The sequence below is a fragment of the Enterococcus sp. 3G1_DIV0629 genome, from assembly GCF_002141285.1.
In the GTDB taxonomy this organism is placed as follows: Bacteria; Bacillota; Bacilli; order Lactobacillales; family Enterococcaceae; genus Enterococcus_B; species Enterococcus_B lactis.
Window position 1 is genome coordinate 534,407 of the sequence record NZ_NGLI01000001.1, and the last position, 25,772, is coordinate 560,178.

Consider the following 25,772-nt stretch of genomic DNA (forward strand, 5'->3'; position numbering starts at 1 on the left):
GATGGAAAAATTAGAACAGTTTTTAAGCAGCAGACTATTGCCGATGTCGGAGAAATTACAAAAGAACAAAGTGTTAGCCGCATTGATGGAGGGGTTTATCCGAACAAGCCCAATTACATTAGGGATTGCCTTCATTACGATTATTGGAAATTTCCCATTTCCTGGCTGGATCGATTTTTTGAAAAATGTGGGGATTTTTCCTCATGTGGAAGCAATCACTAATGGTGCTACAGGTGTTTTCTCGTTGTATGTCGTATACAGTTTAGCTTTCTCTTATGCAAAACAACTAGGGACTAATGAACGGAATGCATCCATCATCTCTTTGGCAAGTTTCATTATGCTGATGCCGCAATCCGTCATGACGACTGTCACACAAGATGGGAAAGCAGTCGAACAAGCTGTCGGTGCGTTGCGATTGGATTATCTGGGCGGTCAAGGATTGTTTATCGGTATGCTTGTCGCTTTGCTCATTACCCGTTTTTATGCCTTCTTAGCTAAGAAAAATATTATGATCAAATTACCGGAAAGTGTGCCACCGATGGTCACACAATCTTTGTCACCAGTATTTGTCGTTACGATCATTTTTGTTGTTGTATTTGCTTTGCGAGTATTGTTTGGCTTGACACAATCAGGAACGATTTTCCAATTCTTTATTGACGTAATCAATGCCCCGTTGAACTCTTTAGTAGCGAGTCCGCTATCGATCATCATTATCATGGAATTATTAGCTGTTTTATGGTTCTTCGGTATCCACAATGCTGTTTTGCAAGGACCTTTAGGCGCAATCAGTATGACGATGGTCGTTGGGAACATTGCTGCCTTCCAAGAAGGAAAAGCATTACCTTATTTAGTTCCATCTGTTATCTACATGGGGATGTACGCAGCTGGATTCATGGGATTCGTGACATTTTTCATGATTAAAAGCAAGTCAGCCAAAATGCGACAGTTAGGTAAATTATCTTTTGTTCCATCCTTATTCAATGTGACAGAACCATTGATGTTTGGGATGCCGATCATCTTGAATCCGATTTTCTTTATTCCACAAATCTTTACACAATTGATTGCAGGATTCGTTACATGGGGATTAACCACTACCATATTGCCGATTTCTTTGAATCCGACTATGTCGCTATTACCTTGGACAACTCCTACATTTGTGAAGATGCCTTTATCAGGCGGACTGAACTACACGATCCTGATGGTTATTTGTATGGCAATCGGTGTGGTGATGTGGTACCCATTCATTAAGATCGCAGATAAGAAAGAACTAGAGTTAGAAGCGGCGCTAGAAAAAGAAGAAGCAGAAACGAAAGCAGAAAAAATCATCAATGCAGAAGTCGAAGCATAATGAAGGGGAAAAGCATGTGGACATTAAGTATCGATATCGGTGGAACGTATATCAAGTCAGCTTTAATAATGGATACTCAAATAAGAGAAAAAAGACAAATAGAGACACCAAAAACAGATAAGGACAATTTTATCTTGGTCCTTGTCGAATTGATCCGTTCTTATCAGCAGCTCGAACCCATTGAATTTGTCGGATTTTCTGTTCCTGGTGCGGTGAAAGAAGCGTCAACCGTCTTTTTTGGTGGAGCAGTCGCATGCCTGAATGAAGTCAATTTAAAGCAAGAAATAGAAAAACAGCTGCCCGTTCGTGTGTTTGTAGAAAATGATGCGAAAGCTGCTGTATTGGGAGAAGCAAGTTTCGGTCATTTAAAAGGGATTGAAAATGGTGCAGGAATTATTCTAGGAACAGGCGTCGGCGTTGGACTTTTGCTGGATGGGCAGGTGAGAAAAGGGCCGCATTGTCAAACTGGAGAAGTTAGTTTCTTGATACAAGATCGTGGGATAAATGGAGCTGAATCATTTGCAGGGATCAATTTGTCAGCTGTTCGATTAGTAGAAGAACTGGCAAAATTATTTCAGTGTGAACCAGAAGGACCTCTTGTATTTGATTATTTATATCAAAAAGAAGATGAACAAGCACAAACTTTATATCGCACATACTGCAATCAAGTAGCGATTCTCTGTTTCAATATCCAATGTTTGCTGGATTTGGACAAAATGATTATTGGCGGTGGAATCAGCAAACAAAAAAGGCTGATCAGTGATATCCAGAAAAACTATGAAGCCATCTTTTCTGTGTCGCCGATGATCGAACAAACGATTACGAAAATGACGATAGAAGCTGCCGCCTTTGAGTCTGAAGCAAATCTGATTGGTGCAGCGAAAGGAGTACGATTGAATGAGATTTCCAACTGATTTTTTATGGGGAGCTTCCACTAGTGCGTATCAGACAGAGGGAGCTTGGGATGCAGACGGTAAAGCGCCGTCTGTTCAAGATATGAAAGAAATACCTGACGGAACAAGTGATTTCAAAGTGGCGGTAGATCATTACCATCGCTTTGAGGAAGATGTTCGTTTATTTAAAGAGCTAGGGTTAAAAGCTTATCGGTTCTCTATTTCTTGGAGTAGAGTCATGTCTAATGGAAAGGTTAATCCAAAAGGGCTGGAGTTTTATAAGAAACTCATTGCATTATTGAAGGAAAATGAGATCGAACCAATCGTGACGGTGTTCCATTTTGATTTGCCTTATGAAATCCATAAAAATGGAGGCTGGGAAAATAGGGCGACGATCCAAGCTTTCGCTGATTACTGCCAGCTACTTTTTGACACATTCGGTCAAGAAGTAAACTATTGGCAAACAATCAATGAACAAAATGTCATGGCTTTAGCTGGATCGATTATTGGTACAAGTAATAAATCAATGAAAGAAAAGTTTCAAGAAAACCATCATATGCTCGTTGCTCAAGCGCTGGTCACGAAAAATTACCATGATGGGAATTATCCAGGAAAGATTGGTCCTGCGCCGAACATCGCCAGTGTATATGCTGCTTCTGATAAACCAGAAGACCAGTTGGCTGCAATGAATATGAGTGCTTTAAGAAACTGGTTGTTTTTAGATGCTGCGGTTTATGGTGTCTATAACCATAATGCCTGGAACATTTTGTCAAAAATCAATGCCTGTCCTGAAGTAACAGAAGAAGACAAAAAAATTATGTTAGAAGGTACATGCGATTATATCGCTTTTAATTATTACAATACCATGACTGTTTCAGCCTATTATCAAAAAGAAAACAAGATCGATCAGCAATCTGGCTTTGGTATCCCCGGCTTCTTTCAAGCGACAACGAATCCACATTTGCCAATGACTGAATTCGGCTGGCCAATCGATCCAGAAGGGTTCCGTTATACGTTAAATGAGATCTATTCAAGATATCGTCTGCCGTTATTGATAACCGAAAACGGAATAGGAGCAAAAGATCAATTAACAGAAGATGGAAAAATCCATGACAAGTATCGCATCGACTATTTGAAACAGCATATCCAGCAAATGTATCTAGCAATGGAAGATGGTGTAGAGGTGATCGGTTATTGTCCGTGGAGCGCGATCGATTTGATCAGCACCCATGAAGGAATCGAAAAAAGATACGGTTTTATTTATGTTGATCGAACAGACGATTCTTTGAAGACGCTGGATCGTTATAAAAAGGATAGCTTTTATTGGTACCAAAAATTGATTGCTGAAAATGGATCAAACGAAGAGGAGTAAGCCTATGCAGATCGATACGATGACTATTGACAACGAAGCCAATACGACTCTAACGGTTTATCTTCATGAAGAAAAGCCCGAATTTCACCGTATTGACAAACGTCCGTTCATACTAGTGATTCCAGGAGGAGGGTACGGATTTTGCAGTGAAAGAGAAGCAGAGCCGATTGCATTGAAATTTGCTGCTGAAGGTTATCATGCGGGTGTGCTGCGCTATCACGTTGGAGAACACCGTGATTTCCACAAAGCACTGACGGATGCAGAAAAAAGCATGGATCTGATTGCCTTACTAGCTGAAAAAGCAAAAATCGATCAAACCAAAATTGCAGTGATCGGTTTTTCAGCCGGTGGGCATTTAGCAGCCGCTTTGTCTACTTTGTCCGATCGAAAACCAAGTGCTTGTATCCTTGCTTATCCGGCTATCTTAAGCTCCTTTGCAGAAGCGATGAAGATCCAGGCTCCTTCTTTGGAAATGTGTGTGACACCGCAAACGCCACCTACTTTTTTGTTTTCTACATTCGAAGATAATGTGGTGCCTATCGAGAATTCTCTTTTGTATTTGAGAGCGTTAGAAGAAAACGATGTACCTTTTGAAACACATATTTTTCAAAAAGGAAAGCACGGATTATCATTAGGAAATAAGTGGAGTGGAAATAGTGAAGAGATGGTGGACCCTCGATTTGCCAAGTGGTTTGAGCTTTGTATCGAGTGGCTGGAAATCATTTGGGTACAAGCAGCTGCGGAAACTACGCAAAAAATCGAAGACATTTGGCAAGTACCGATCAAAAATTTATACGCCATTGAAGCCAATCAATCGATCTTACTTGAACATCTGCCATTTTTAGCCGATAGAAGTAGGTTCAAAATCATTCGAAGTTTGTCCTTCAACCAGCTGTGTGAGGTTTCGCCAGAGAAATTTCCAAAAACAAAGATCAGTCAATGGGTAAATGAATTGACTTGGTACCGTTGAACTTTCCTATCAAAGAATCGATACTCGGAGGAAACAAATGAAATATGAAATAATCAAAAAGAACAATCGGTTCTATTTTCTCATGGATGAAAAACCCTGTCTTCTCTTAGGCGGAGAAGTGCATAATTCAGTAGCTTCTACGGTGCTTTCTATGGAAAAAAATATTTGGCCATTTGTGAACAATCTCGGATTGAACACCCTGCTTGTACCTGTTTATTGGGAAAGCATCGAGACAAGTCCGGGAATATTCAACTTTGATTTGATAGAAGCCCAGTTACAAAAAGCGACTGAAAGTAAGATCAAGTTGGTTTTTCTATGGTTCGGTTTATGGAAAAACGGTTTATCTACTTATGTTCCTTCATGGATCAAGACAGACACAGAAAATTATTTTAGAGTAGTCAACCAAAAGCAAGAGCAGTTAAACTGTATCTCACCATTTTGCACGAAAGCAATTGAAGCAGATTGCCGCGCATTATCTAGCCTATGTCAATTTATCAGTCAGCATCCGCTGAAAGATCAAGTATGCATGATGCAGATCCAAAACGAGGTCGGCTGTCTTGAAACGGCAAGGGATCACTCTAGAAAAGCACAGCAAATATATGGATCCACACTTCCAGAAAGAATCAGAGAATTATATCCTCGAGCAAAAAACTGGCAAGAACTTCCAGAGGAAACATTCATGGCCTATGCCTTTAGTCATGCACTGGAAAAGATGGCAGTAGAGGCAAAAAAATGGTTAGATATCCCGTTGTTCACCAATGCTTGGCTGCATAAAGAAGGAAAAAGCGCGGGCGACTATCCTAGCGGTGGGCCTACAAAAAATGTATTAAACGTATGGGCAAAAAATGCACCTAGCTTAACGGCTTTTGCTCCAGACATCTATGAAGAAAATGTTCGGGAAATCATTCAAGATTATCAAATGATTGATCAACCCCTTTTCATACCAGAAACAAGAAAAGATCTAAGCTATCTATCCAATTGTTTCTATGCATTTGGGCAAGGAGCACTTTTGTATTCTCCTTTTGGAATCGAAGATCTTCGAAAAAGTACGGAAGCTATAATAGACGAGGATCAGGCTTTCTTGAAACAGTTAGGATTAGACCAAGCGGCTTTTGATCCGACAGGAAGTTTGCCTTATTTTACTAAGTGTTATCAAATAATCAAAGAACTAACCCCATTTTTAACGGATGAAACACTCAAGATCCATTCTTTTAAAAAGGAAAAGGACACGGCGTATCAGTATCAAGATGAAAATTACCGATTTTTGATCAAATATTTAAGTAAAGACAAGAAAGAGCAGCTGAACACTGCCGGTCTCTTTTTTCAATCAGAAAATGATTATTTTTTTGCTGGGTGCAACTTTGCGCTATTCCATGAAGCAGTAGATGAAGAGCGGCGTTCAGAAATTTTGAATTTTGAAGAAGGATACTTTGAAGGAAAAAAATGGATCACAGAGCGTGTTTTGAATGGGGATGAGCGCTATACGCCGTATATCGGTAATATGCCTAAAATCATCAAATTCTCTTTATATACCTATCCGAAAAAAGAACAGGAGGTTGTCCATGAATATCTTGCTGACGAACGAAACCTTTAAACCATCTACAAGTATGCTTGCCCAAGAACCGGAACCACTCGAAAATCTATCTGTTTATCGAAATAGTACAACCGCATTTCAGTTATTGCTACATGATGGGAAGAAAAATCATTACAGCTTAGACGATCAATTTACGATCCCGGATGCGATTGAAATACCTATATACCGGATAGAGATCAACTCGGAACTGCCAATCAAATCGAATTTTATTGAATATTATTGCGGAAAAGACGATATTTTCTATGGGGATAAACTGTTGGAAGAAACCACACATACTTATCCTGGCGATCGCTTTGCTCCTATTTATGTAGAAATCCCGATTGATCGTCAACAAAAATCCGGCATCTATCCGATAGATATCACGATTTATCAAGCAGGGATAACGACAAAAGAAACAGTCATTGGACAGAAACGATTAGAAGTAACTGTAGAAGCCTTTACGTTCAGTGATAAAGTAACTGATTCTTTCCATTTAGACATTTGGCAGCAACCTTCTAATCTTTCTCGTACATTCCAAGTGCCTCTTTGGAGTAATCAACATTTTGAACTGATTCAGACAATGGCTTCAACCTTAGCTGAGTTAGGCCAAAAAACGATTACAGTCATTGCAGGAGAGATTCCTTGGAAAGGATGGTTCAATTATATTGTCAAAGATTTCCCAGCTAACTTGTATGAATACTCAATGGTCAAAGTCCTCAAAACAAAAGAAGGAAATATCCAGTGTGATTTTTCGATTTTGGATAAGTATTTAGCTTGTTTTTTTGAAGCAGGAATCGATAAAGAAATCGATGTGTTCGGCCTTTTAGGTGTTTGGCAGCCGCCCTTCTTTCCTTTGAATAAAGCAGTAGAACATCCAGAAAAACTTGTGATCCGCTATTATGATGAGGAAATGCAGCAAATGGCATTCATCGAAAAACAAGAAGAGCTCAGACAATATTTCCAGCAATTGTTTACCTATTTCAAGAAAAAGAACATTTGGGACAAAGTTCGTCTCATGGCAGATGAGCCAAAAGCACACGAAATCGATACGTTTAAAGAAGCTGTCAAACGTCTAAAAGAAATCGAACCAACGTTGCAGTTGAAAGTGGCATTTGACAAGGAACCAGTCTTACAAGCCTTGATTTCAGAAATCGACTATCCAGTCACATCTTTTTATTGTACTTGTCAAAACCATGAATGGCTGAAGAAACAATTTCCTGGAAAAACACAATACTACATCTGTAATTATCCAGATAAACCAAATACATTCTTACACAGTCCCTTGACAGAAAGCCGGTTACAAGGCGCATTAGCTTATTATTTTGGAACGGATGGTCTGCTGAGGTGGGCATATAACTGCTGGCCGGAACATGCAAGAGAAGATATCCGTTACAATACCAGTTCACTTCCAATTGGTGACTTGTGCTTAGTCTATCCATCTGTCTCTGGCAGCCTGCTCTTGTCTCTTCGCTATAAAGAACTGTATCGTGGTGTAGAAGATTTTTATCTGCTAAAAGAAGCGGAGAAAATAAACAAAACAAAAACAGACCAGCTTCTAGCTGATTTTCTTGGAGAGGAAAAGCCAGAAAATTGGATGGAAAACAGCCATCAGTCTGTGCAAACATTATTCAATCAATCGTATCGTCAATTCGATCAGTTAAGAAAGAAATTGATCGCAATTATCACAGATACTTCTCTTTAATCAAGTAAGAGTGAATGAAAAGCATGACCTGCATGTTGCAGATCAGGCTTTTTGTTTTTAACCGAAATAGGAAAGAATCTGTCGTAAAAATATTTCCAGCACAGCGAGTTTTGTAAATCTTTGTTTAAAGCGATTTAGGACTAGCCAGCCGAAAAGAGCCAAAGAACCTTGTTCCTGCTTAGATAAACTTTTTGAATAGAGAAATCACGTGTTTACATAGTTTTTACAATCTTTATTTGAATTAAGAAGGATACAAATTAGAACTTTACAAATAGAAGGTACACTAAAGATGTAGCAAATAAATAAAAGGAGCATAGGATATGTTTGAGTTGAAAAAAATAGAAAAAACAATGGTGCGTATAGTATTAATAGCAACTCTAATAGTGTTAGCAGGTTGTCGTTCGTCCAATCAGACAGTAAGTGGTAATCAAAACCAATCCTCTGATACGATCAAAATTGCTTTTTACCCTAATGAATCCGCTGCAGAGTTTGAACCGGCAAGAGAAGCGGTAAAAGCGGTGATTGAAAAAGCTACAGATAAGAAAGTCGAATTAGTGACAAGTACAGATTACAACGTGGTCGTGGAATCTATTGCAAATGGACAAGTAGACTTAGCTTATATGGGTGCAGAAGGTTATATCGAAGCAAACAAGAAAAATGAGCAAGTAGAAGCCATCTTGACCAATTCTGGGCCAAGCGGAACGCTGGAAGACGCGTTATATTACAGCTTTTTAGCGGTGAAACCAGAAAACAGCAAAGAGTATGAAAAAACAGGTGGCTATACGATTGATCCAATCAAAGACAAAACGATTTCTTTCGTCACGAATACCTCAACTTCTGGTTTTACTGTACCGAGCAATAAAATCGCTGAACATTTTGATTTAAAGAATACAGATGATCTTATCATGGATGGTCTATTCTTTGAAAAAGTGTTATTTGGTGGGTCTCATCAAGGATCGATGATCAATTTATTAAAAGGTGACGCGGATGTAGCTGCTTTTATGAATATGCCGCAATATTTTGATGTGATTCAAGGAGAAGAAAACAAGGCAGGAGTCATTTACGAAGTAAAAAAAGATGCTCAAGCTCCTTTTGACACAGTGCAAGGGGAACAAGCACAAGTCATTCTTTCCATACCGGTCTTGAATGGACCAATTGCAGCAAACAAAGAGACGTTGTCTGAAGCAGATATCGATAAGATCATCGAAGGAATGACTGCCGATAGTACGGCTGAAAACACAGCTATTTTTGCACCAAAAGATGCTGATGTCCCAGGGATGTTCACAAAAGAAGGAAATGAGCGATATGTGGAAGTCACAGATGACTTTTACGATGAAATCAAAGAAATGAATAAATAAGAAGAGATTGGAAAGGACAGCCAAATGCTATTAGAAGTAAAAAATATTACAAAAACCTATCCAAACGGAAATCAAGCATTGCAGGACATTTCATTCTCACTTGAAAAAGGAGAATTTGTTTCAATCATCGGACCTTCTGGGGCGGGGAAATCTACTATCTTGCGTACGATCAATCGATTGATCGAAGCAGATAGTGGGAGGATCCGATTTGAGGAGAGGGAAATGAATGAACTGAAAAGAAAAGAACTGCGAAAGAAAAGAAGACGTATTGGTATGATTTTCCAGCACTATAATCTTGTCAGTCGTCTTACCGTAATCGAAAATGTACTGCATGGCTGCTTAGGTTATAAAACAACGTTCGGTGGAGCTGCTGGGCTTTATCGAGAAGCAGAAAAAGAACAGGCTTTTGATCTGATAGAAAAGGTCGATCTTTCGGCATTTGCGTACACTCGATGTGACGAATTAAGTGGTGGACAAAAGCAGCGGGTCGGAATCGCCAGAGCACTCATGCAAAATCCGGCACTGATCTTATGTGATGAACCAATAGCTTCTCTTGATCCAAAATCTGCTAAAACGATCATGGATTACTTAAAAAGAATAACCAATGAATTGGCGATTACTTGCCTTGTTAACTTGCATCAAGTGGAAACAGCCATCGATTATTCCGATAGGATCATTGGAGTGAATAGTGGAAAAATCGTATTTGAAGGAAGACCGTCTGAGTTAACAAAGGAAAAAATAGAAACGATCTACCAATCTAAAAAATTATTAGTGTAAAGGATGAGAGAATGGAAAAGATAGAGGCAGAAAAATTTTTCAGACAACAAAAAAGATATCGCTTGTTTTATATTTTGCTGATTGCTTTTCTTTATTTTATTTCAGCCCATGGCGTTGGATTTCAGGCAGGAACAGCTTTTTCTGCTATACCAAAAAGTTTTACCTGGCTATTCTCCAACTTTATTCCGACAAGTGATTCTCTAGCCTATTTATCGATCATCGTGTCTAGACTCATCCAGACGGTAGTGATGGCAGTGACTGCTACGACATCAGGTGCTGTAATTGCCTTGATAGCAGCTGTGATTGGTTCAAGAGAAATCGGGTTGAATCGTTTCACAAAAGTGATGGCTAGAGGCATGGCGAGTTTTTTCAGAAATGTCCCTATCGTCGTATGGGCAATGATTTTGTTGCTAAGTTTCAAACAAAACGAATTTACCGGCTATTTGGCGATTACTTTTACGACATTTGGTTATTTGACCCGTTCCTTCATGGAAACGATCGATGAAGTATCTGGTAGCGTCATTGAAGCGATGATGGCATCAGGAGCTTCCTATTTGCAAATCATCTGGCAAGGTGTTTTGCCGATGTGTTTGAATCAGCTCCTTAGCTGGCTCCTTTTTCTAATTGAAAATAATATTCGGGATGCTACGCTAGTCGGGATACTGACAGGAACTGGTATTGGTTTTTTATTTGACTTTTATTACAAAAGATTCCAATACGATGTAGTCGGAATGGTTACGCTGACTGTCATTATCGCAGTTATCATATTGGAGACGACTTCGAATACAGTAAGGAGGATGATCCGCTGATGATGGATTATCAGACAAATGAAACGAATGCCATACTTAATCCAACCTCTTATTCAAAAGTGGCATTTAGGAAAAGAAATCAAAGAATAAAAGTAAAACTATGGCGTCAAGAACGGATCATTGTAAAGCTTATGCTCCTATTTTTATGTTTGGTTTCTGTATATACGGTAATCACGATGGATTACGGGAATGTCAAATTAACAGAAGCAGTTTCTGCTTTTTTTTCCAATATGTTCAATATTTTCTTACGTCCACAGTTATCTGGAAGATTTACGGCGTTCTCTTTAGTAGAAAGCCTTGGTGTAACGATTGGGCTCTCTGTTTTAACAACGGTAATTGGTGCTTTTCTTGCCTTCTTTCTTAGTCTGTTAGCTTCCAGAAATTTAAGCAGCGGCTTTCTTTCCAATATGATAAGAGGGCTGATGTCGTTTATTCGAGCAGTTCCCACAATTTTGTGGGTCATGATTTTTTCTATTTTGATCGGATTAGGAGCGAATGCAGCAGTTATCGGGATGTCTTTTCACAGCATTGCTTATTTGACAAAAGTTTATTCTGAAAGTATCGAAGAAATGGAATCTGGTATGATTGAAAGTTTGAAAGCATGTGGAGCAAGCTGGTGGCAGATTGTTTTTCAAAGTGTTCTCCCTAATTGTTTTACGACGTTGCTTTCTTGGACATTCATCCGGTTTGAAATCAATTTTACAAATGCGATCGCAGTAGGAGCTGCAGCTGGTGCAGGAGGACTAGGCTTTCAGTTGACGATGGCTAGTAACTTTTATTTTGATTTTCGAGAGATTGGTATAATGGTCTATATGATCTTGACGATTGCTGTATTGCTAGAATTCATTTCTTTGAAATTAAAAGAAAAATATATAGTCAAAACATAATTTTTTATAGAAAGAGGAGAACGGGAATGAAGGCAGATTTACATGTGCACAGCTGCTATTCGAATGGTTTCTTTCATCCAAAAGAGCTTTTGTCTTTAGCAACAACCCAAGAAGTAAACCATTTAGCCATCGTGGATCATCATACATTCGCAGGGATAGAAGCAGTAAAAGAAGTATTCTATGATTCACCTGTTAATTTGATTGAAGGAATCGAAATTAGTGCCTTTGACTTGAAAAGACAAAAAGATGTCCGCATATTGGGCTATAATCTTTCAAATCAGAGCTATATCGAGCAGTTGTGCAGACCGTTACTCCATTTTCAAACAAATCAAACTTTATGTAAGTTAAAAAAACTGCAGGCAGAAGGCTATCGTTTGAAGGAAGAAGAACTTTGGAAGGAAGCAGAGACGGCAACAGCACTTTATCCCTGTCATTTATATCGTTTATTGAAAAAAAGAGGTTATGGTACACAAATGAATCCTCTGTTTTATCAAAAACTCATGACGACAGAAGAAGTTTCTGATGGTCGGAAAAAAATAAATGTATATGATGCCATAGAAGCAATCAAATACGGCGGAGGATTGACTGTTTTAGCATGTCCAGGGAAATTTGACAACTATGATTTGATCCCTGAACTCGCTTCATTCGGGATTGATGGTTTGGAGAAATATCATCCAGCTCATCGCTTAAGAGACCTTAAAGTCCTTTCAGAGTTCATCCAAACCTATCATTTTTCTTGTTTCGGAGGTTCTGACTTTCATGGGATAAGAGGAACTGCAGGGTTCGGTAGGACCTTGATTACAGATACACGAGAATTTCCCGACCAACTACTCTGTAATTGAAAAACAATTTTTCAGAAAAATATCAAAAGATGATTGCAGCAAGGAAGGATAGTGATATAATAACCTCAATTACGTATGAGGGGATTGTGAACAATGATCAACTTTGCTTTATCACAGATCCAAGATTTGCCTAGAATCGTAGAAATTTATAATCAAGCGATTCCTACTCGCTTATCTACAGCTGATTTAGAACCAATAACAATAGAATCTAGACAAGCATGGTTTGATGCTCATCAAACCAAAGAACGCCCGTTGTGGGTCATAAAGATCGATCAAAATATCGTAGGATGGCTGAGCCTTAGCGATTTTTACGGGAGACCAGCTTATGCAAATACTGCAGAGATAAGTATTTATATTGATTCAACTTATCGAAAACATGGCTTAGGACAAAAAGCATTATCCTTTGCTGAATCGCAACTGAAAGATTGTAAAATCGACACACTTTTAGCTTTTGTGTTTACTATCAATCAAGCGAGCATCAAGCTGTTCCAAAAAAATGGATTTGAGCAATGGGGGCATTTACCTAAAGTTGCAAATATGGATAATCAACTGATTGATTTAACTATCTTAGGAAAATCTTATGAATAACAGCCAATGACCGCTTTTAAGTGTTTTTTTACACTTGAAAGCGGTCATTATCATAGAAGGTTTCAATTGAAAAGTGTAAAGTGTGGATAAATTTTTTGAATTATCACAGTATTCAATCAAAATACAGTAAAAAATAGACATGTTTATCTCGTATGCCATTCTTTTTTCATTTATCCTAGTATCAATGGGAAACAGCAGAAATTTCTAAAGAAATGAGAGCCCTTTATTTTAGGTTGAGTGTTATCGAATGTTGATTTTAAAATAACCAACGATGATAGAGCAATAAAGTAGCGATAAAGTAGCAACAAAGTAGCAAAAAATTTTTTGAGAAATTCTGCGAAAATAAGGGTAAAAGGAAGAATGTGTATGTCAAAACGGTCTTTTTTAGTTATTGGAATTATTGCTTTGCTAGGTATTTTATTTTTCGAAGTCACTTCGTTCGCCTCCTTGATCACCGAAGAGAAAGGACAAGTAACTTCATCGGAGCGTTCGTCACAATCTTTCAAACAATCAGAACAATCAATGAATCAAAACAAGTCGACTGAAACAGCTAGCGTCAACGAATCCACTCAAGAATCAGTGAGATCAACACAAAGTCAATCAACTGAACCAGAACCAACACAAGAAAGTACAGAATCTGTCCAAGATCCAACTGTCAAAAGTGTTGCTATCAGTTTTGATGATGGCCCAGGAGCGACCACGACACCACAGCTGTTGCAAATACTTAAAGAAAAAAACGTACACGCCACTTTTTTTGTTTTAGGAGAAAATACGGCGCAACATCCTGACATTGTGAAGCAGACAGCTGAAGCAGGACACGAGATCGGCAATCACACATATGATCATCAGGATCTGGCGACGCTTTCTGCCCAGTCAATTACAGAGGAAGTGACAAAAACAGACACTGAGATCAAAAAAGCCACTGGTAAAACCCCCACTTTCGTTCGTCCGCCCTATGGTTCGATCACAAGTGTAGGAGCAAGTGTTATCCAGCGGCCAATCATCGAATGGTCGGTCGATTCAGAAGATTGGAAGACAAGAAATCCTGATTTGATTTTGCAGAAGATCCAAGCAACAGTATACGATGGTGCAATTATTTTATTCCATGATATTTATCCTGAAACGATTCGTGCCGTTCCTCAAGTGATCGATTATCTGCAAGAGCAAGGGTATCGCATCATGACAGTGGGGGATTTATTAGGGCGTCCAACGACTGTCGAGAACTATTATGGCAGAAACGATCATCGGCCAGTCCAGTAAATAAATTATTTTTCGGAGTAGCTACTTCTGAAATACCGCCTTTATCAAGAGGTTGTGACAAAATTTTGTCACAACCTTTTTTGTATTTTTCTAAAGTATAGGATTTAGATACAAATCAGATAGATTTTGCTTCTATCCTTAACAGCAAAGGAGGAGAGTACAAATGTACAAAATATTAAAAGTCATATCTATTTTTCTATTGATGTTTATTATAGCAGCAGGCGCTTATGGTGTAAGCGAATATATGAAATTGCAAAACTTGTCTGAGGTTTCAAAGAAAACAGCAGCCAACATGAATGTGAAATATACAGCTGATGCAGCCACACATTTACCCGATCGGTTCAATGTACTGCTATTAGGTGTAGATACTGGAGAATTTGGTAGGACAGAAAAAGGAAGATCGGATTCGATGATTGCTGCCCATGTTGATCTTAAAAATGAGACAGTAAAACTTATCAGTCTAGAACGAGATACTTATGTTCAAATCGCAGGACATAATAGTTTTGATAAATTAAATGCCGCTTATGCTTATGGAGGAGAACAAACAGCTATACAAACGACAGAGAATATGCTTCATACTACTATTCCCTACTATATGACAATGAATATGAAGGGGCTAGAGAGTATGCTAAGTATTGTTGGCGATATTGAAGTGGTCAATGATTTTGCTTTCAACTTTGACCACTATGATTTTCCAAAAGGGTCCCTTACGTTATCTCCAGAAGAAGCACTTGCATGGTCAAGAATGAGATATGATGATCCTAATGGTGATTATGGGAGGCAAATACGACAGCAAAAAGTGATCAAAGCAATCATGCAGAAGCTGTTGACTGTGGAAACCATACCTAAAATAGACCAAATCATCAATGTTCTAGGGAACAATATGAAAACAAATTTACCTTTGGGAGAATTATTTAAATTATATTTAACAAAGAGTACCCAATTTAAAATGAGTACGGATCAATTAAAAGGAGAAGAAGAAATAATTGACGGTATCTCTTACCAAAAAATGACTGACACAGAAATCAAACGAATCAGTCAGCAATTACAGTAAAGCAGGAGAGAGGAACATGATTAAAAAAAGTTTGATAACCCTTGGGACAATCGTCCTTCTAATAGGGATTACAGGTGGAAGCGTCTATATGACGAACAGAGTCTTCACGCCCTCAACGAACGAAAGTAAAGCAATAGAAAATACTGAGAGTTCTAGGAAACAAGAACGAACAGAATGGCAAAGTTCCAATTCTACCTGTCGGACGATCACCACAAAGGAACAGCAAGCAAAAAATGAAAAAAATAAAGAAACAGAAGATACAAAGGAATCATCAAAGACCGTTGCTCTTACCTTCGATGATGGACCTAATCCATCCACTACCCCAAAACTTTTAGAGATTTTAAAACAAAAAAACGTACACGCCACTTTTTTTGTTCTAGGAGAAAATGTTTCCCAAAACGAACAGCTTTTACAAAAGGAGGTGCAAGAAGGTCATCAAATCGGCAGTCATACTTTTTCTCATAAGGATTTAGCTGGTCTATCTGACCAAGAAATCAGCGAGGAAATCACTCAAACAGATAACGCTATTTTGAAAGCAATCGGTAAAAAGCCAGCCTATGTCCGACCTCCGTATGGCTCTATTACAAAAAAAGGAGCAGCAATCATTCATCGACCAATGATCGAGTGGTCTGTTGATTCTCAAGATTGGCAATCCAGACAAAAGGAAAAAATTTTACAGCAAGTAAAAAGTACAGTATATGATGGCGCCATCATATTACTACATGATATCTATCCTGAGACCGTAGATGCTGTTCCTGTATTGATTGATGAATTAAAAAAAGAAGGATATACTTTTACGACAATCAGCGATTTGCTAGATAATCCATCAAAAATAGAAAATTATTATGGGCGCAATGATCACCGACCCGCTTAGTCTAAAAAAGGAGAGATGTCCAATGATTCAAAAGCAGATGTATTTTATTAGAGGATATTACATTTTGCTGCTGCTCGTACTTTATCTTTCTTTTTATGAAAAAAGTGTTTTTTATTTATTTTTTACTAATACGATTCTGGCATATATCCCGATTGAATTAGCAAGATGGGTAAAAGTCAGCAACTCCAAACTAGTCTCTCTCGTGCTGATCTTATTCTGGCTACTGTTTTTTCCAAATAACTTTTATTTGTTCACCGATTTATTCCATCTGTCTTTGCTTTCACCTTACGATCCATCTACTATGATGATAAGCATGAAGATGGAAATTTGGTATAAATTATTGCTAGTCGTTCTTTCTGTTTTCCCAACCACATTTTTCGGTTGTGAAAGCTTATGGATGGTTACCAATGTAATTGTCAAAAAAATCGGAATAGGCGTCTATCAATGGTTAGTTATCAGCGTCGTCTTGTTTATCAATGCTATAGGGATTTACTTCGGTCGCTTTTTAAGATTGAACAGTACGGATGTCTTCACTGACAGCAAGGAAACGTTCATGAGATTCGTTGAAGCATTTACCAAAATAGACGGTCCATCTTTTTTGTTGATCGTACTCATCTTTTTCTTTTCACTGATATTCGTGTATATTTATAGGTTAGGGATCAAATTTGCTCTATTGGCAGAAAGAGAGGAACTGTATGAAGATACTAGTAGTAGAAGATAATCCTGCGATCAACAAACTTTTAGTTCGTACATTAGAAAAAAATGGTTATACAGTCTATTCGGTATTCACAGGTAAAGAAGCAGCCGATATCATTGAGCAACAGGAATTTGATTTGGTTTTGCTAGATATCATGCTTCCTGAAATCGATGGTTATGAAGTATTTGCGTATATGCGGGAATATGATCTTCCTGTCATTTTCTTGACAGCCAAAGATCAGCTTTCTGATCGAGTCAGTGGCTTAAGATCAGGTGCTGAAGATTATATAACAAAGCCATTTGATCTGGAAGAATTACTAGCACGAGTGGAAGTTGTTCTTCGAAGAAATGGAAAAACCAACTCCAATAAATTACTGAGATGGCAGTATATCGAAATCAATGAAAAAACAAGAGCTGTCACTGCAAGAAACCAAGCTGTTTCTTTGACTCCTAAGGAATATGAATTACTTCTTTACTTAATTAGAAACAAAGGGATTATTCTGCCAAGAGAGAAAATCTATCAAAAAATCTGGGGAAGGGAAGAAGAGCCCAACTCCAGAACGCTTGATTTACACATTCAAAGAATCAGAAATAAATTACAATTAGGACAGGACTTGCGTACGATTTATGGTGTAGGTTACCTATTGGAGGGATGAACTTGAAATATACGAGCAAAGTTTTCTTTTCATTATTCTTCTTCTTTCTACTCATTTATTTGGTGGTCAGTGGTTTTACACTGCATGCGATTTACCAGCGCACAGTTTCTCAAGAAAAAGAAGTGCTAGTCAACCAGCAGAAAAATCTCTTATTGCTGTTGTCGACGAAAACAGACGGAGATGAAACAACAGATGAAATGAGAAAAAATGGTGAATTCGTAGCCGCAGCCAAAATCGGAGAGTTTGAGATTCTAGACAAAAAAGGCAAAACGGTTTTTACAACAAAGCCTACTTTGTTTGAAAAATACGAACCTCCAGAAGAGTTGTCTAATCGTACCGTGGAAATCAGCGACATGTCTACTGTTAAAAACAAACAGGTGCTTTATTCAACTTCAAAGATACCTGATACTGTCTATCGTTTAGCAACTTACCATCAAGCAAAAAACTATGAAGAAATCGTCAAAGATTCTCTTGTCTATTTTCGTCTGATCTTGCTCTTTTTACTTTTAGCCATTATTCCAGTCACTTATTTTCTAACAAGCATGATCTTGAAACCAATCAATCAGCTGATTTCCGTTGCCCAGCATATCACAGAAGGTAAGACGAAAGAACGGGCAATAGTCAATACTCAAGACGAGATTGGAAAATTAGGGAGCAGTTTGAACAATATGGCCGATAAATTGAGCCACGATCTAGAAACTCTCCGCCAGGCAAAGGAAAAGCAAGATTTATTCGTTTCTAGCTTTTCTCACGAAATTCGAACGCCGCTGACTTCCATTATTGGCTATGCTCAAATGTTGAAATGGGAAAAATTGGACCAATCAGCCGAAGAATCTGTCGATTATATCCTTGAAGAAAGCAACCGGCTAAAACATCTGTCCAATGATATTTTGAAATTGATGGAACTGGAAAGAACAAGTGTTTCTCTTGAAGAAATCTCGACTAATATGATTAGCGATGATCTAAACAAGTTTCTTAAAGGAATGAAACAAGGGTTTACTTATACCATCGAACTAGAACCAGCCAATATTTTGCTAGACCTCAATCTTTTCAAGCTATTAGCCATGAATATTTTGGCAAATTCATTAGAAGCTATAGCAGAAGATGGAACATTAGTGGTCAAAGGAATAAAGGAAGAAAAGCGTTATATTATGAAGTTTTCCGATAATGGTAGAGGGATACCAGCAGAAAATTTGTCTAAAGTAACAGATGAATTTTTTACAGGAAATCCTTCAAGAACAACGAAACATTTAGGACTTGGATTAGCTTTGGTAAAGAAAATAACCGAATTGCATAATAGTTCTTTTGACATAGAAAGTACACTTGGTACAGGGACGACGATCACGATCGATTTTGCTTTAGGAGGGAAAAAAGATGAAAATTAAATCATACCTTCTTTCTGCTTTCTTTCTGGTATTCAGCGCAGGATTGTTTTTTTTACCAGATATTTTAGCGAGTAGCATTACTACAAAAGAACAAAGAACAGTAGATATTTCTTCTTTAAGTTCAGCTTCTTCCTCTATCGAAACGGCAATGAGCCAAGCACAATCCTTTTCTATCATGGAAGAATCAGATCAGAGCCAATTAGATATGGTCAATCGGCTACGAGAGGAATTAAATCAGCTATTTCAAAAGCTAGCCATGCCAAAAGAGCCAGTGATTGTTCAAGACTATGAAGTTTTGATTTCAGGGGACAGCGTATTTTGGCAAATGGAATTCCTCACGCAAACAGGCTATGGAACGGCAATCATTGATGAAACGAACAAAAAAGTCGTGCGGTTATCTTATTTTGATGAAGATAAAAATAATCGGGAGAAAAAACAAATCATAGACGATTACTTGAACTATCTTTCTTTAGCATCAGATAAGATCGAAGAAGATGGTGAGATGATTACTGTCACTTTGAAAAACGGACAGAAATTAAACTTTCTGATTGATGAGACACGATTGTTGCTGAATTATGCATGACCTTTTGTGAAATTGGTTGAAACTTTCAATTAAGAATGACAGTTTTTTATGTAAAATCTGCCATTCTTTTTCATTTTTTGAAACATATAGCTAAACAAATGAAATAAAACGTGCTATACTTCTGAATGAAACAGGTTTAGAAACTGTATCACTTGTTTGTGATTATTTCTAACTAATAATTAAAAATAAAGCATAAAAAGGACGATGTTCAATGGCTGAAAAAATGAAACAAGGTTCGAAATCTGTAGTAGAAAGTTTGATTAACCATCACGTTGATTATGTATTCGGTATACCAGGCGCAAAAATCGATGGTGTATTTAATGAATTAGAGGATCAAGGTCCTGAATTAATCGTAACTCGTCACGAACAAAATGCTGCATTTATGGCACAAGCAATCGGACGTATCACAGGAGAACCCGGGGTTGTTATCGCAACAAGTGGTCCAGGTGCTAGTAACTTAGCTACAGGTTTGGTAACAGCGACAGCAGAAGGAGACCCAGTTTTAGCAATTGCCGGGCAAGTAAAACGAAGCGATCTATTGAAGCTGACCCATCAAAGCATGGATAATGCAGCGCTGTTCCAGCCAATCACAAAATACAGTGCAGAAATCCAAGATCCGGAAACAATTTCAGAAGTGATTGCCAATGCTTATCGTATGGCTAAGAGCTCAAAAAAAGGAGCGAGTTTTATCAGCATTCCTCAAGATGTAGTGGATGCGCCAGTTCAAGGTAATATCATCAAGCCATTGAGTGATCCTAAATTAGGTTCTGCTTCTGCAGATGATATCCGTTATTTAGCCGAACGCATCAGGGAAGCAAAACTACCGGTATTATTAGTAGGTATGCGGGGATCAAGTGAAAAAGAAACATTAGCTATCCGACAATTAGTTGAAAAGACAGCATTGCCTGTTGTAGAGACATTCCAAGCAGCAGGAGTGATTTCACGTGAATTAGAAGCGCATTTCTTTGGTCGTGTGGGATTGTTTAGAAACCAACCAGGCGATATGCTTTTGAAACGTAGTGATCTAGTTATTGCAATTGGCTATGATCCAATCGAATATGAAGCAAGAAACTGGAACGCAGAAAAAGATGCGCGGATCATTGTGATCGATGAAGCGCCAGCTGAAATCGATCCTTTTATGCAGCCTGAAAGAGAATTGATCGGTGATATCTCAGCCACTCTTGATTTATTGACAGGTTCATTAGAGCCTCAACAAGTGTCAGAAGATGCAAAAGAATATTTAGCATCTCTTCAAGCAAAATTAACGGAGCGGGATATTGTTCAATCAAAAGGAGAAGCAGGTATCTTACATCCTTTAGAAGTCATTAACACGCTTCAGTCAAAAGTAACAGATGATATGACTGTTACCGTAGATGTAGGGAGTCATTATATTTGGATGGCACGCCACTTTAGAAGTTATGAACCTCGTCATTTGTTATTCAGTAATGGTATGCAAACGCTTGGTGTTGCATTGCCATGGGCAATCTCTGCTGCATTGGTGCGTCCAAATACACAAATCGTATCAGTTTCCGGCGACGGGGGATTTTTATTCTCTGCCCAGGATTTAGAAACGGCTGTACGTAAAAAATTGAATATCGTTCATTTGATTTGGAATGATGGACACTACAATATGGTAGAGTTCCAAGAAAAAATGAAATATCAACGGGCGTCAGGTGTAGACTTTGGTCCAGTTGATTTTGTGAAATATGCAGAAGCTTTTGGTGCTAAAGGGATCCGAGCTACAAGTGTAGAGGAATTAGAAAAAGCTTTAGAAGAAGGATTTGCGACAGAAGGACCCGTAATTATTGATATTCCGATCGATTACCGTGATAATGAGAAATTGGGAGAAACAATCTTACCAGATCAATTCTATTAAGGAAGTGTCGACATGACTGAAAAAATCTTATACCAGCACGGGACATTAGGAGCTTTGATGGCCGGCTTGATGGATGGAACAGAAACGATTGCTCACATATTGGAAAAAGGAACTCTGGGATTGGGAACATTGCATGGACTTGATGGTGAAGTCATCTTTTTAGATGGCGTAGCTTATCAAGGAAGATCAGATGGCTCAGTTGTCCAATTAGATGGAAGTGAACTTACCCCCTATGCAGCAATTACAGATTTTACGCCAGATACTAGTTTTTCTGTCTCAGAATCTGCAGATGGAGAACAATTGAAAAAAGACATCTTAGTAAAAGAAGATGGGGAAAATCTATTTTTAGCAGTGAAGATAACTGGATTATTCAAAAACATGCATATCCGTATCATGCCGAAACAAGAAAAGCCTTATCGAAGACTAGCGAAAATTTCAGAGTCTCAACCAGAATTCCAACAAAGCAACATTCACGGAACATTAGTTGGGTTCTTTACGCCTGAATTATTCCAAGGTGTTGCTGCAGCGGGATTTCATCTGCATTTTATCGATGATACACATACATTTGGCGGACATGTAATGGATTTTGAAGTAACTGAAGGAAACGTGGAAATCAGCCGAATCTCTTCTCTTGTACAGCACTTTCCAGTTGATGATCCGACTTTTGTTCACGAAACGATTGATTATGCTGATTTAGCAGCAGAAATCCAACAAGCAGAATAAAAAAGACAGCGAGATGCGTTTAAGGTAAACAACCTAACGTATCTCGCTTTTTTGAGAAGCAAACCTAGCGTTTACCAAAAAACTGAGCTATAATCTTTTCCATAGATTAAAAAGGAGCGGTTTTTATCATGTGGACAGAAAAACAGAAAAAAGATGCATACGAAATTCTATTATTACAGCAACAAGGATTATTAGAAGCAGAAGATAACTGGTTAGCAAACTTAGCAAATTCATCTGCATTGCTGAATGAAACTTTACCTGAGACCGTCTTTGCAGGATACTATTTATTTGATGGTAATGAATTGATTTTAGGACCGTTCCAAGGGCGAGTTTCCTGCACACGTATCAAGATGGGAAAAGGAGTTTGTGGAGAGTCAGCTGAAAAACAAGCGACATTGATCGTTGACGATGTCAAAAAACATGAAAATTATATTTCCTGTGATTCAGCCGCACAATCAGAAATCGTTGTACCAATGGTAAAAGAAGGTCATTTAATCGGTGTTTTAGATATCGATTGCGGAGTAACGAAAGGGTACGATGAAATCGATCAAGCATTTCTAGAAAAATATGTAGATCTTTTATTAGCAAATTTTAATATAAATGCTTTTTCATTTATTAATAATTAAAATTGACTATTGAAACAAAAAAGAAGAGAAATCAAAAATAAAAAGAGCCGGAAAGACAGTGAACATATCTGTTTTTCGGTTTTTTTATTTTTTTATAAAATCACAAGTGTTATTGGTTTTCATAATCATATTTTAATGGTATTATCATTTTAAATAATGAAAAACACATTAAGGATGGATGAAATATGAATAATGAAACTATCATTTTAGGGAAAAAATATATTTGCCAACCTATTGGCTTGAAACAAAAAGTGGTTGGAGAAGTAATCAGTAAATTAGAAAATTGTGTTGTGATCTGCGTAGACGAATATCATGACGTCGATCGCAATGAAATATTAGAAAAATGCGGAAAAGTAGTGGCAAAATACACTCACGTTTATGAGTTGGAAACGACAGAATATCTATATAATTACAGCAATAAATATGAACATACTTTAGTTTCATAAAGATTTTAAATAAAGTGCCTTCAAAAGCGAGGAGTCCAAGCTTTTGAAGGCACTTTATTTAGTTGGCGTTGTTTTTTATATGTCTCTTTTCTTTTTAAGTGGCACAATAATTGTAAATTTTCTTTAATTGATTCTCTATACAACCTGAATCTAGTTCAGTATATAAAAACTAGTTTCGTTTGCTTCACTGTCAGAAATTCTCCTTCGCTTCTTTTAGATTATATATAAGGTATCTCTAAAGTCCTTTTGGTCTACTTCAACTACACGTTCGTATACTGTTAGGCATAATCAAACTAGACGGAGTGCTGGAGCATCTACTGTGTTGAATGTTGCTATTGCACGGCAGAATCTGATAGGCTCAACTATAGTTTCTTCTAGGAATTTTTCTGGAACTAGCAACGGTACTTTCACAAGTTCATTAACTTCTGGCACGTATTTTCTTCGATTTGAAAGTAATGAGCGGGCCAAAACATTTGACATAAATGGAAGTGTCACGTATTAATAATATTCTATCTCCTTAAAAAAATTCTATAAATGACCAGTAAAAGTACAATTAGCCGTTCATTTTACTGGTTATTTCTAATGTTTTCTAAATAGATACTCATTATTTATGGTAATTTTTGATTGGTATTTTTTTATAGGAACTAATAAAGTTAAAACGGATAAATCTATAAAGAAAATTATTGAAGGAAAGACTGTTGACGAAGAAAAACTAAGTGTGGCAATATACGCGAAATTCTAATTGTTAAATAAAAAGCAAAAAATTCAAATTTATTTTAAGCCAAAATAAAAAAACGTTGATTTATCAACGTTTTTTACAGTATCTATTAGTCTCAACCATACATATATGGAGACGGCGGGAGTCGCTATAACATTGATTTATCAATAAGTATTCTTAAATGAATGCCATTTTGAATGCCAAAAAATCAAAAATCAATAAATTGATTGAATTTATCTGCTAATTGTTCTTTGGCAAGTTTAGATACGTGAGCATAAGTATTCATAGTAGTTTGGATGTCCTCATGACCTAATCGAAATTGCACCTCTTTTAGCGAGGCGCCCATTTCTATTAATAAGCTAGCTTGAGTATGTCTGAAGCCATGTACGGTGATTCTAGGAAGTTTTTTCTTTTGTTTTTTATCCATTTCATCTTGGATGTTTAAAAGCCATTTTCGTGATGTATCAAGGCTCATTATATCGTGTGGATTTTTAGCATTAGTTTGACCGAAAATCAACCAATCATCAGATGGGGGAAGTGCTACTTCTTTCCATTCAGATAACTTGTCTAAAGTGCTTTGATCAATTGAAATAATCCTGCTCGATCCAACTGTTTTAGTTGTGTCAATTTCTAGTCCGTTAGCTGTTCTGGTAACAGCTTTACAAATATTGACTGTCTTGGCTTTAAAATCTATATCTTTCCACTCGAGAGCACCTGCTTCTTGTTTTCTCATACCAGTCATGGCAAGTAATCTAAAAAAAGCCTGAACTTTGATATTCGGTTGCTCATATAGTGCGTCGAGAAATAATTTTAATTGCTTCTTATCATAAAACGGTTCTTTAGTAGTAGTTTTTTTCCTTCTTTTTGGTTTACGGATAGAATCTGTTGGATTGGACTCAATCATTCCAAATCGAACGGCATATTTAAATACTAGTCCTGTATAATTCATCATCTTAGAAGCTGTATCATATTTATTTGCCCATTTATCCATTAGTTCTTGAATTTTGATAGGGGTGATTTCAGAAATATATATGTCTCCGAGCTCTTCTAACACATGATTCTTAAAAATTCTTTCTGTTTTTAACAATGTAGATCCTCGTACTGTTCTTTTGTATTCAGTCATCCATAAATCATATACGTCTCTATAGGTTTTTGGCTTTTCTTTTTTTAATAAATTGTCTTCATATTCACTTTGCAATCTTGCGAGCGCTAATTTTGCTTCACGTTGAGTTTTAAAATTCCGACGAGTAGTTTTAACAGACTTTCCTGTTTCTGGATTAATTCCTAAATAAGCTTGGAACTTCCACGCTTTTTCTCCGTTCTTTTTCTTATACTGTTCAAATGTAGCCAATTGAATCAACTCTCTTTCTCTGATACAATAAGCACTATAAATAAGCCTATTGTGTAGGTTTGTTTTTTCTTAGAACACGCTCGCTTTGGTCGGTGGGGCGTGTTTTTATTATTTGATCAAAATAGTATAATTAAAGTTTAAGGACATGCCACTCAATGGATTTTTAACTTGCATCGAATTAACTGCTATATCTATGATTTCATAATCCATTTCTTGTAACCCATGTAAAATAGTATTTAAAGTATCATTTAGTTTATCGTCCATAGAAGAAACTGCACTGCTGCTAATTTTTCTTTGGATATTGAATGACACAGATTGTACGTTACCTCTTTTAAAACTTGAAGCATAGTCTAGAACGTTTTCTATTAATGCTTGTTGAGTTTTAGATGCTTTTGCCATAATAAT

The 25,772-nt window shown here is 37.4% G+C and carries 25 protein-coding genes; 23 read left to right on the plus strand and 2 right to left on the minus strand.

From position 1 onward, the window contains the following. Position 1: 1 nt before the first annotated feature. The 23 genes from A5816_RS02650 (at position 2) to A5816_RS02760 (ending at position 23,298) form a co-directional block, all read left to right on the plus strand. On the plus strand, positions 2–1,348 hold the full coding sequence (locus tag A5816_RS02650; protein ID WP_002302944.1) for a PTS sugar transporter subunit IIC: 1,347 nt from the start codon (positions 2–4) through the stop codon (positions 1,346–1,348). Continuing rightward, positions 1,348–2,262 carry an ROK family protein gene (locus A5816_RS02655; RefSeq protein WP_086310624.1) on the plus strand — a complete coding sequence of 305 codons (915 nt, stop codon included), beginning with the start codon at positions 1,348–1,350 and terminating at the stop codon, positions 2,260–2,262. Before A5816_RS02650 ends, A5816_RS02655 begins: the two co-directional genes overlap by 1 nt. Continuing rightward, positions 2,246–3,613: a glycoside hydrolase family 1 protein gene (locus tag A5816_RS02660; protein ID WP_086310625.1), complete on the plus strand. Its 1,368-nt coding sequence runs from the start codon at positions 2,246–2,248 to the stop codon at positions 3,611–3,613. The genes A5816_RS02655 and A5816_RS02660 overlap by 17 nt, the downstream gene beginning before the upstream one ends. Positions 3,614–3,617: 4 nt before the next feature. Next, positions 3,618–4,583: an alpha/beta hydrolase gene (locus tag A5816_RS02665; RefSeq protein WP_086310626.1), complete on the plus strand. Its 966-nt coding sequence runs from the start codon at positions 3,618–3,620 to the stop codon at positions 4,581–4,583. Between the two features lie 37 nt (positions 4,584–4,620). Beyond that, positions 4,621–6,177 carry a DUF5597 domain-containing protein gene (locus A5816_RS02670; protein ID WP_038398646.1) on the plus strand — a complete coding sequence of 519 codons (1,557 nt, stop codon included), beginning with the start codon at positions 4,621–4,623 and terminating at the stop codon, positions 6,175–6,177. Beyond that, complete coding sequence (locus A5816_RS02675; protein ID WP_038398648.1) at positions 6,146–7,858, plus strand: DUF4091 domain-containing protein; 1,713 nt, start codon at positions 6,146–6,148, stop codon at positions 7,856–7,858. The genes A5816_RS02670 and A5816_RS02675 overlap by 32 nt, the downstream gene beginning before the upstream one ends. 320 nt (positions 7,859–8,178) lie before the next feature. Next, on the plus strand, positions 8,179–9,216 hold the full coding sequence (locus A5816_RS02680; protein WP_086310627.1) for a phosphate/phosphite/phosphonate ABC transporter substrate-binding protein: 1,038 nt from the start codon (positions 8,179–8,181) through the stop codon (positions 9,214–9,216). 24 nt (positions 9,217–9,240) lie between these two features. Continuing rightward, a complete protein-coding gene (gene phnC, locus A5816_RS02685) occupies positions 9,241–9,993 on the plus strand; it encodes a phosphonate ABC transporter ATP-binding protein (protein ID WP_038398652.1) in 753 nt (250 codons plus the stop codon). An 11-nt stretch (positions 9,994–10,004) separates the two neighbouring features. After that, complete coding sequence (locus A5816_RS02690; RefSeq protein ID WP_086310628.1) at positions 10,005–10,802, plus strand: phosphate/phosphonate ABC transporter permease; 798 nt, start codon at positions 10,005–10,007, stop codon at positions 10,800–10,802. Then, the gene (locus A5816_RS02695) at positions 10,802–11,689 is read left to right on the plus strand and encodes an ABC transporter permease (RefSeq protein ID WP_086310629.1); all 888 of its coding nucleotides are present in this window, start codon (positions 10,802–10,804) and stop codon (positions 11,687–11,689) included. Before A5816_RS02690 ends, A5816_RS02695 begins: the two co-directional genes overlap by 1 nt. Positions 11,690–11,715: 26 nt before the next feature. Then, entirely contained in the window at positions 11,716–12,531 is an 816-nt protein-coding gene (locus A5816_RS02700; protein WP_086310630.1) for a PHP domain-containing protein, read from the plus strand. A 93-nt stretch (positions 12,532–12,624) separates the two neighbouring features. Next, positions 12,625–13,119 (plus strand): GNAT family N-acetyltransferase, encoded by a 495-nt coding sequence (locus A5816_RS02705; protein ID WP_038398657.1) that lies wholly within the window; start codon positions 12,625–12,627, stop codon positions 13,117–13,119. 366 nt (positions 13,120–13,485) lie between these two features. Continuing rightward, positions 13,486–14,379, plus strand: coding sequence for a polysaccharide deacetylase family protein (locus A5816_RS02710; protein WP_086310631.1), 894 nt, complete (start codon positions 13,486–13,488; stop codon positions 14,377–14,379). Between the two features lie 163 nt (positions 14,380–14,542). Continuing rightward, positions 14,543–15,433 carry an LCP family protein gene (locus tag A5816_RS02715; protein ID WP_086310632.1) on the plus strand — a complete coding sequence of 297 codons (891 nt, stop codon included), beginning with the start codon at positions 14,543–14,545 and terminating at the stop codon, positions 15,431–15,433. Between the two features lie 16 nt (positions 15,434–15,449). Further along, positions 15,450–16,307, plus strand: a complete 858-nt coding sequence (locus tag A5816_RS02720; protein ID WP_086310633.1) for a polysaccharide deacetylase family protein — start codon at positions 15,450–15,452, stop codon at positions 16,305–16,307. A 22-nt stretch (positions 16,308–16,329) separates the two neighbouring features. Continuing rightward, the gene (locus A5816_RS02725) at positions 16,330–17,028 is read left to right on the plus strand and encodes a DUF1361 domain-containing protein (RefSeq protein ID WP_038398664.1); all 699 of its coding nucleotides are present in this window, start codon (positions 16,330–16,332) and stop codon (positions 17,026–17,028) included. Beyond that, a complete protein-coding gene (locus A5816_RS02730) occupies positions 17,003–17,659 on the plus strand; it encodes a response regulator transcription factor (protein ID WP_070704117.1) in 657 nt (218 codons plus the stop codon). Before A5816_RS02725 ends, A5816_RS02730 begins: the two co-directional genes overlap by 26 nt. Continuing rightward, entirely contained in the window at positions 17,656–19,044 is a 1,389-nt protein-coding gene (locus A5816_RS02735; RefSeq protein WP_256925984.1) for a HAMP domain-containing sensor histidine kinase, read from the plus strand. The genes A5816_RS02730 and A5816_RS02735 overlap by 4 nt, the downstream gene beginning before the upstream one ends. Continuing rightward, the gene (locus A5816_RS02740) at positions 19,034–19,627 is read left to right on the plus strand and encodes a hypothetical protein (protein ID WP_086310635.1); all 594 of its coding nucleotides are present in this window, start codon (positions 19,034–19,036) and stop codon (positions 19,625–19,627) included. The genes A5816_RS02735 and A5816_RS02740 overlap by 11 nt, the downstream gene beginning before the upstream one ends. A gap of 211 nt (positions 19,628–19,838) precedes the next feature. Continuing rightward, complete coding sequence (alsS, locus tag A5816_RS02745; protein WP_010732274.1) at positions 19,839–21,503, plus strand: acetolactate synthase AlsS; 1,665 nt, start codon at positions 19,839–19,841, stop codon at positions 21,501–21,503. A 12-nt stretch (positions 21,504–21,515) separates the two neighbouring features. Then, the gene (gene budA, locus A5816_RS02750) at positions 21,516–22,226 is read left to right on the plus strand and encodes an acetolactate decarboxylase (RefSeq protein ID WP_002313570.1); all 711 of its coding nucleotides are present in this window, start codon (positions 21,516–21,518) and stop codon (positions 22,224–22,226) included. Between the two features lie 128 nt (positions 22,227–22,354). Then, positions 22,355–22,852 carry a GAF domain-containing protein gene (locus A5816_RS02755; protein ID WP_002293167.1) on the plus strand — a complete coding sequence of 166 codons (498 nt, stop codon included), beginning with the start codon at positions 22,355–22,357 and terminating at the stop codon, positions 22,850–22,852. Between the two features lie 185 nt (positions 22,853–23,037). Next, on the plus strand, positions 23,038–23,298 hold the full coding sequence (locus tag A5816_RS02760; RefSeq protein ID WP_002289617.1) for a hypothetical protein: 261 nt from the start codon (positions 23,038–23,040) through the stop codon (positions 23,296–23,298). A 926-nt stretch (positions 23,299–24,224) separates the two neighbouring features. Here A5816_RS02760 and A5816_RS02770 read toward each other — a convergent pair. Together A5816_RS02770 and A5816_RS02775 are read right to left on the minus strand one after the other, a co-directional pair. After that, positions 24,225–25,367 (minus strand): site-specific integrase, encoded by a 1,143-nt coding sequence (locus A5816_RS02770; protein ID WP_086310636.1) that lies wholly within the window; start codon positions 25,365–25,367, stop codon positions 24,225–24,227. Between the two features lie 108 nt (positions 25,368–25,475). Further along, on the minus strand, positions 25,476–25,766 hold the full coding sequence (locus A5816_RS02775) for a hypothetical protein (RefSeq protein WP_010728491.1): 291 nt from the start codon (positions 25,764–25,766) through the stop codon (positions 25,476–25,478). Positions 25,767–25,772: the final 6 nt, after the last annotated feature.

What these genes read in the sequence shown, in the direction of transcription:
- A5816_RS02650 (WP_002302944.1), top strand. Translation starts at nt 2, where the DNA reads ATGGAAAAATTAGAACAGTTTTTAAGCAGCAGACTATTGCCGATGTCG.
- A5816_RS02655 (WP_086310624.1), top strand. Translation starts at nt 1,348, where the DNA reads ATGAAGGGGAAAAGCATGTGGACATTAAGTATCGATATCGGTGGAACG.
- A5816_RS02660 (WP_086310625.1), top strand. Translation starts at nt 2,246, where the DNA reads ATGAGATTTCCAACTGATTTTTTATGGGGAGCTTCCACTAGTGCGTAT.
- A5816_RS02665 (WP_086310626.1), top strand. Translation starts at nt 3,618, where the DNA reads ATGCAGATCGATACGATGACTATTGACAACGAAGCCAATACGACTCTA.
- A5816_RS02670 (WP_038398646.1), top strand. Translation starts at nt 4,621, where the DNA reads ATGAAATATGAAATAATCAAAAAGAACAATCGGTTCTATTTTCTCATG.
- A5816_RS02675 (WP_038398648.1), top strand. Translation starts at nt 6,146, where the DNA reads ATGAATATCTTGCTGACGAACGAAACCTTTAAACCATCTACAAGTATG.
- A5816_RS02680 (WP_086310627.1), top strand. Translation starts at nt 8,179, where the DNA reads ATGTTTGAGTTGAAAAAAATAGAAAAAACAATGGTGCGTATAGTATTA.
- phnC (WP_038398652.1), top strand. Translation starts at nt 9,241, where the DNA reads ATGCTATTAGAAGTAAAAAATATTACAAAAACCTATCCAAACGGAAAT.
- A5816_RS02690 (WP_086310628.1), top strand. Translation starts at nt 10,005, where the DNA reads ATGGAAAAGATAGAGGCAGAAAAATTTTTCAGACAACAAAAAAGATAT.
- A5816_RS02695 (WP_086310629.1), top strand. Translation starts at nt 10,802, where the DNA reads ATGATGGATTATCAGACAAATGAAACGAATGCCATACTTAATCCAACC.
- A5816_RS02700 (WP_086310630.1), top strand. Translation starts at nt 11,716, where the DNA reads ATGAAGGCAGATTTACATGTGCACAGCTGCTATTCGAATGGTTTCTTT.
- A5816_RS02705 (WP_038398657.1), top strand. Translation starts at nt 12,625, where the DNA reads ATGATCAACTTTGCTTTATCACAGATCCAAGATTTGCCTAGAATCGTA.
- A5816_RS02710 (WP_086310631.1), top strand. Translation starts at nt 13,486, where the DNA reads ATGTCAAAACGGTCTTTTTTAGTTATTGGAATTATTGCTTTGCTAGGT.
- A5816_RS02715 (WP_086310632.1), top strand. Translation starts at nt 14,543, where the DNA reads ATGTACAAAATATTAAAAGTCATATCTATTTTTCTATTGATGTTTATT.
- A5816_RS02720 (WP_086310633.1), top strand. Translation starts at nt 15,450, where the DNA reads ATGATTAAAAAAAGTTTGATAACCCTTGGGACAATCGTCCTTCTAATA.
- A5816_RS02725 (WP_038398664.1), top strand. Translation starts at nt 16,330, where the DNA reads ATGATTCAAAAGCAGATGTATTTTATTAGAGGATATTACATTTTGCTG.
- A5816_RS02730 (WP_070704117.1), top strand. Translation starts at nt 17,003, where the DNA reads ATGAAGATACTAGTAGTAGAAGATAATCCTGCGATCAACAAACTTTTA.
- A5816_RS02735 (WP_256925984.1), top strand. Translation starts at nt 17,656, where the DNA reads ATGAACTTGAAATATACGAGCAAAGTTTTCTTTTCATTATTCTTCTTC.
- A5816_RS02740 (WP_086310635.1), top strand. Translation starts at nt 19,034, where the DNA reads ATGAAAATTAAATCATACCTTCTTTCTGCTTTCTTTCTGGTATTCAGC.
- alsS (WP_010732274.1), top strand. Translation starts at nt 19,839, where the DNA reads ATGGCTGAAAAAATGAAACAAGGTTCGAAATCTGTAGTAGAAAGTTTG.
- budA (WP_002313570.1), top strand. Translation starts at nt 21,516, where the DNA reads ATGACTGAAAAAATCTTATACCAGCACGGGACATTAGGAGCTTTGATG.
- A5816_RS02755 (WP_002293167.1), top strand. Translation starts at nt 22,355, where the DNA reads ATGTGGACAGAAAAACAGAAAAAAGATGCATACGAAATTCTATTATTA.
- A5816_RS02760 (WP_002289617.1), top strand. Translation starts at nt 23,038, where the DNA reads ATGAATAATGAAACTATCATTTTAGGGAAAAAATATATTTGCCAACCT.
- A5816_RS02775 (WP_010728491.1), bottom strand. Translation starts at nt 25,766, where the DNA reads ATGGCAAAAGCATCTAAAACTCAACAAGCATTAATAGAAAACGTTCTA.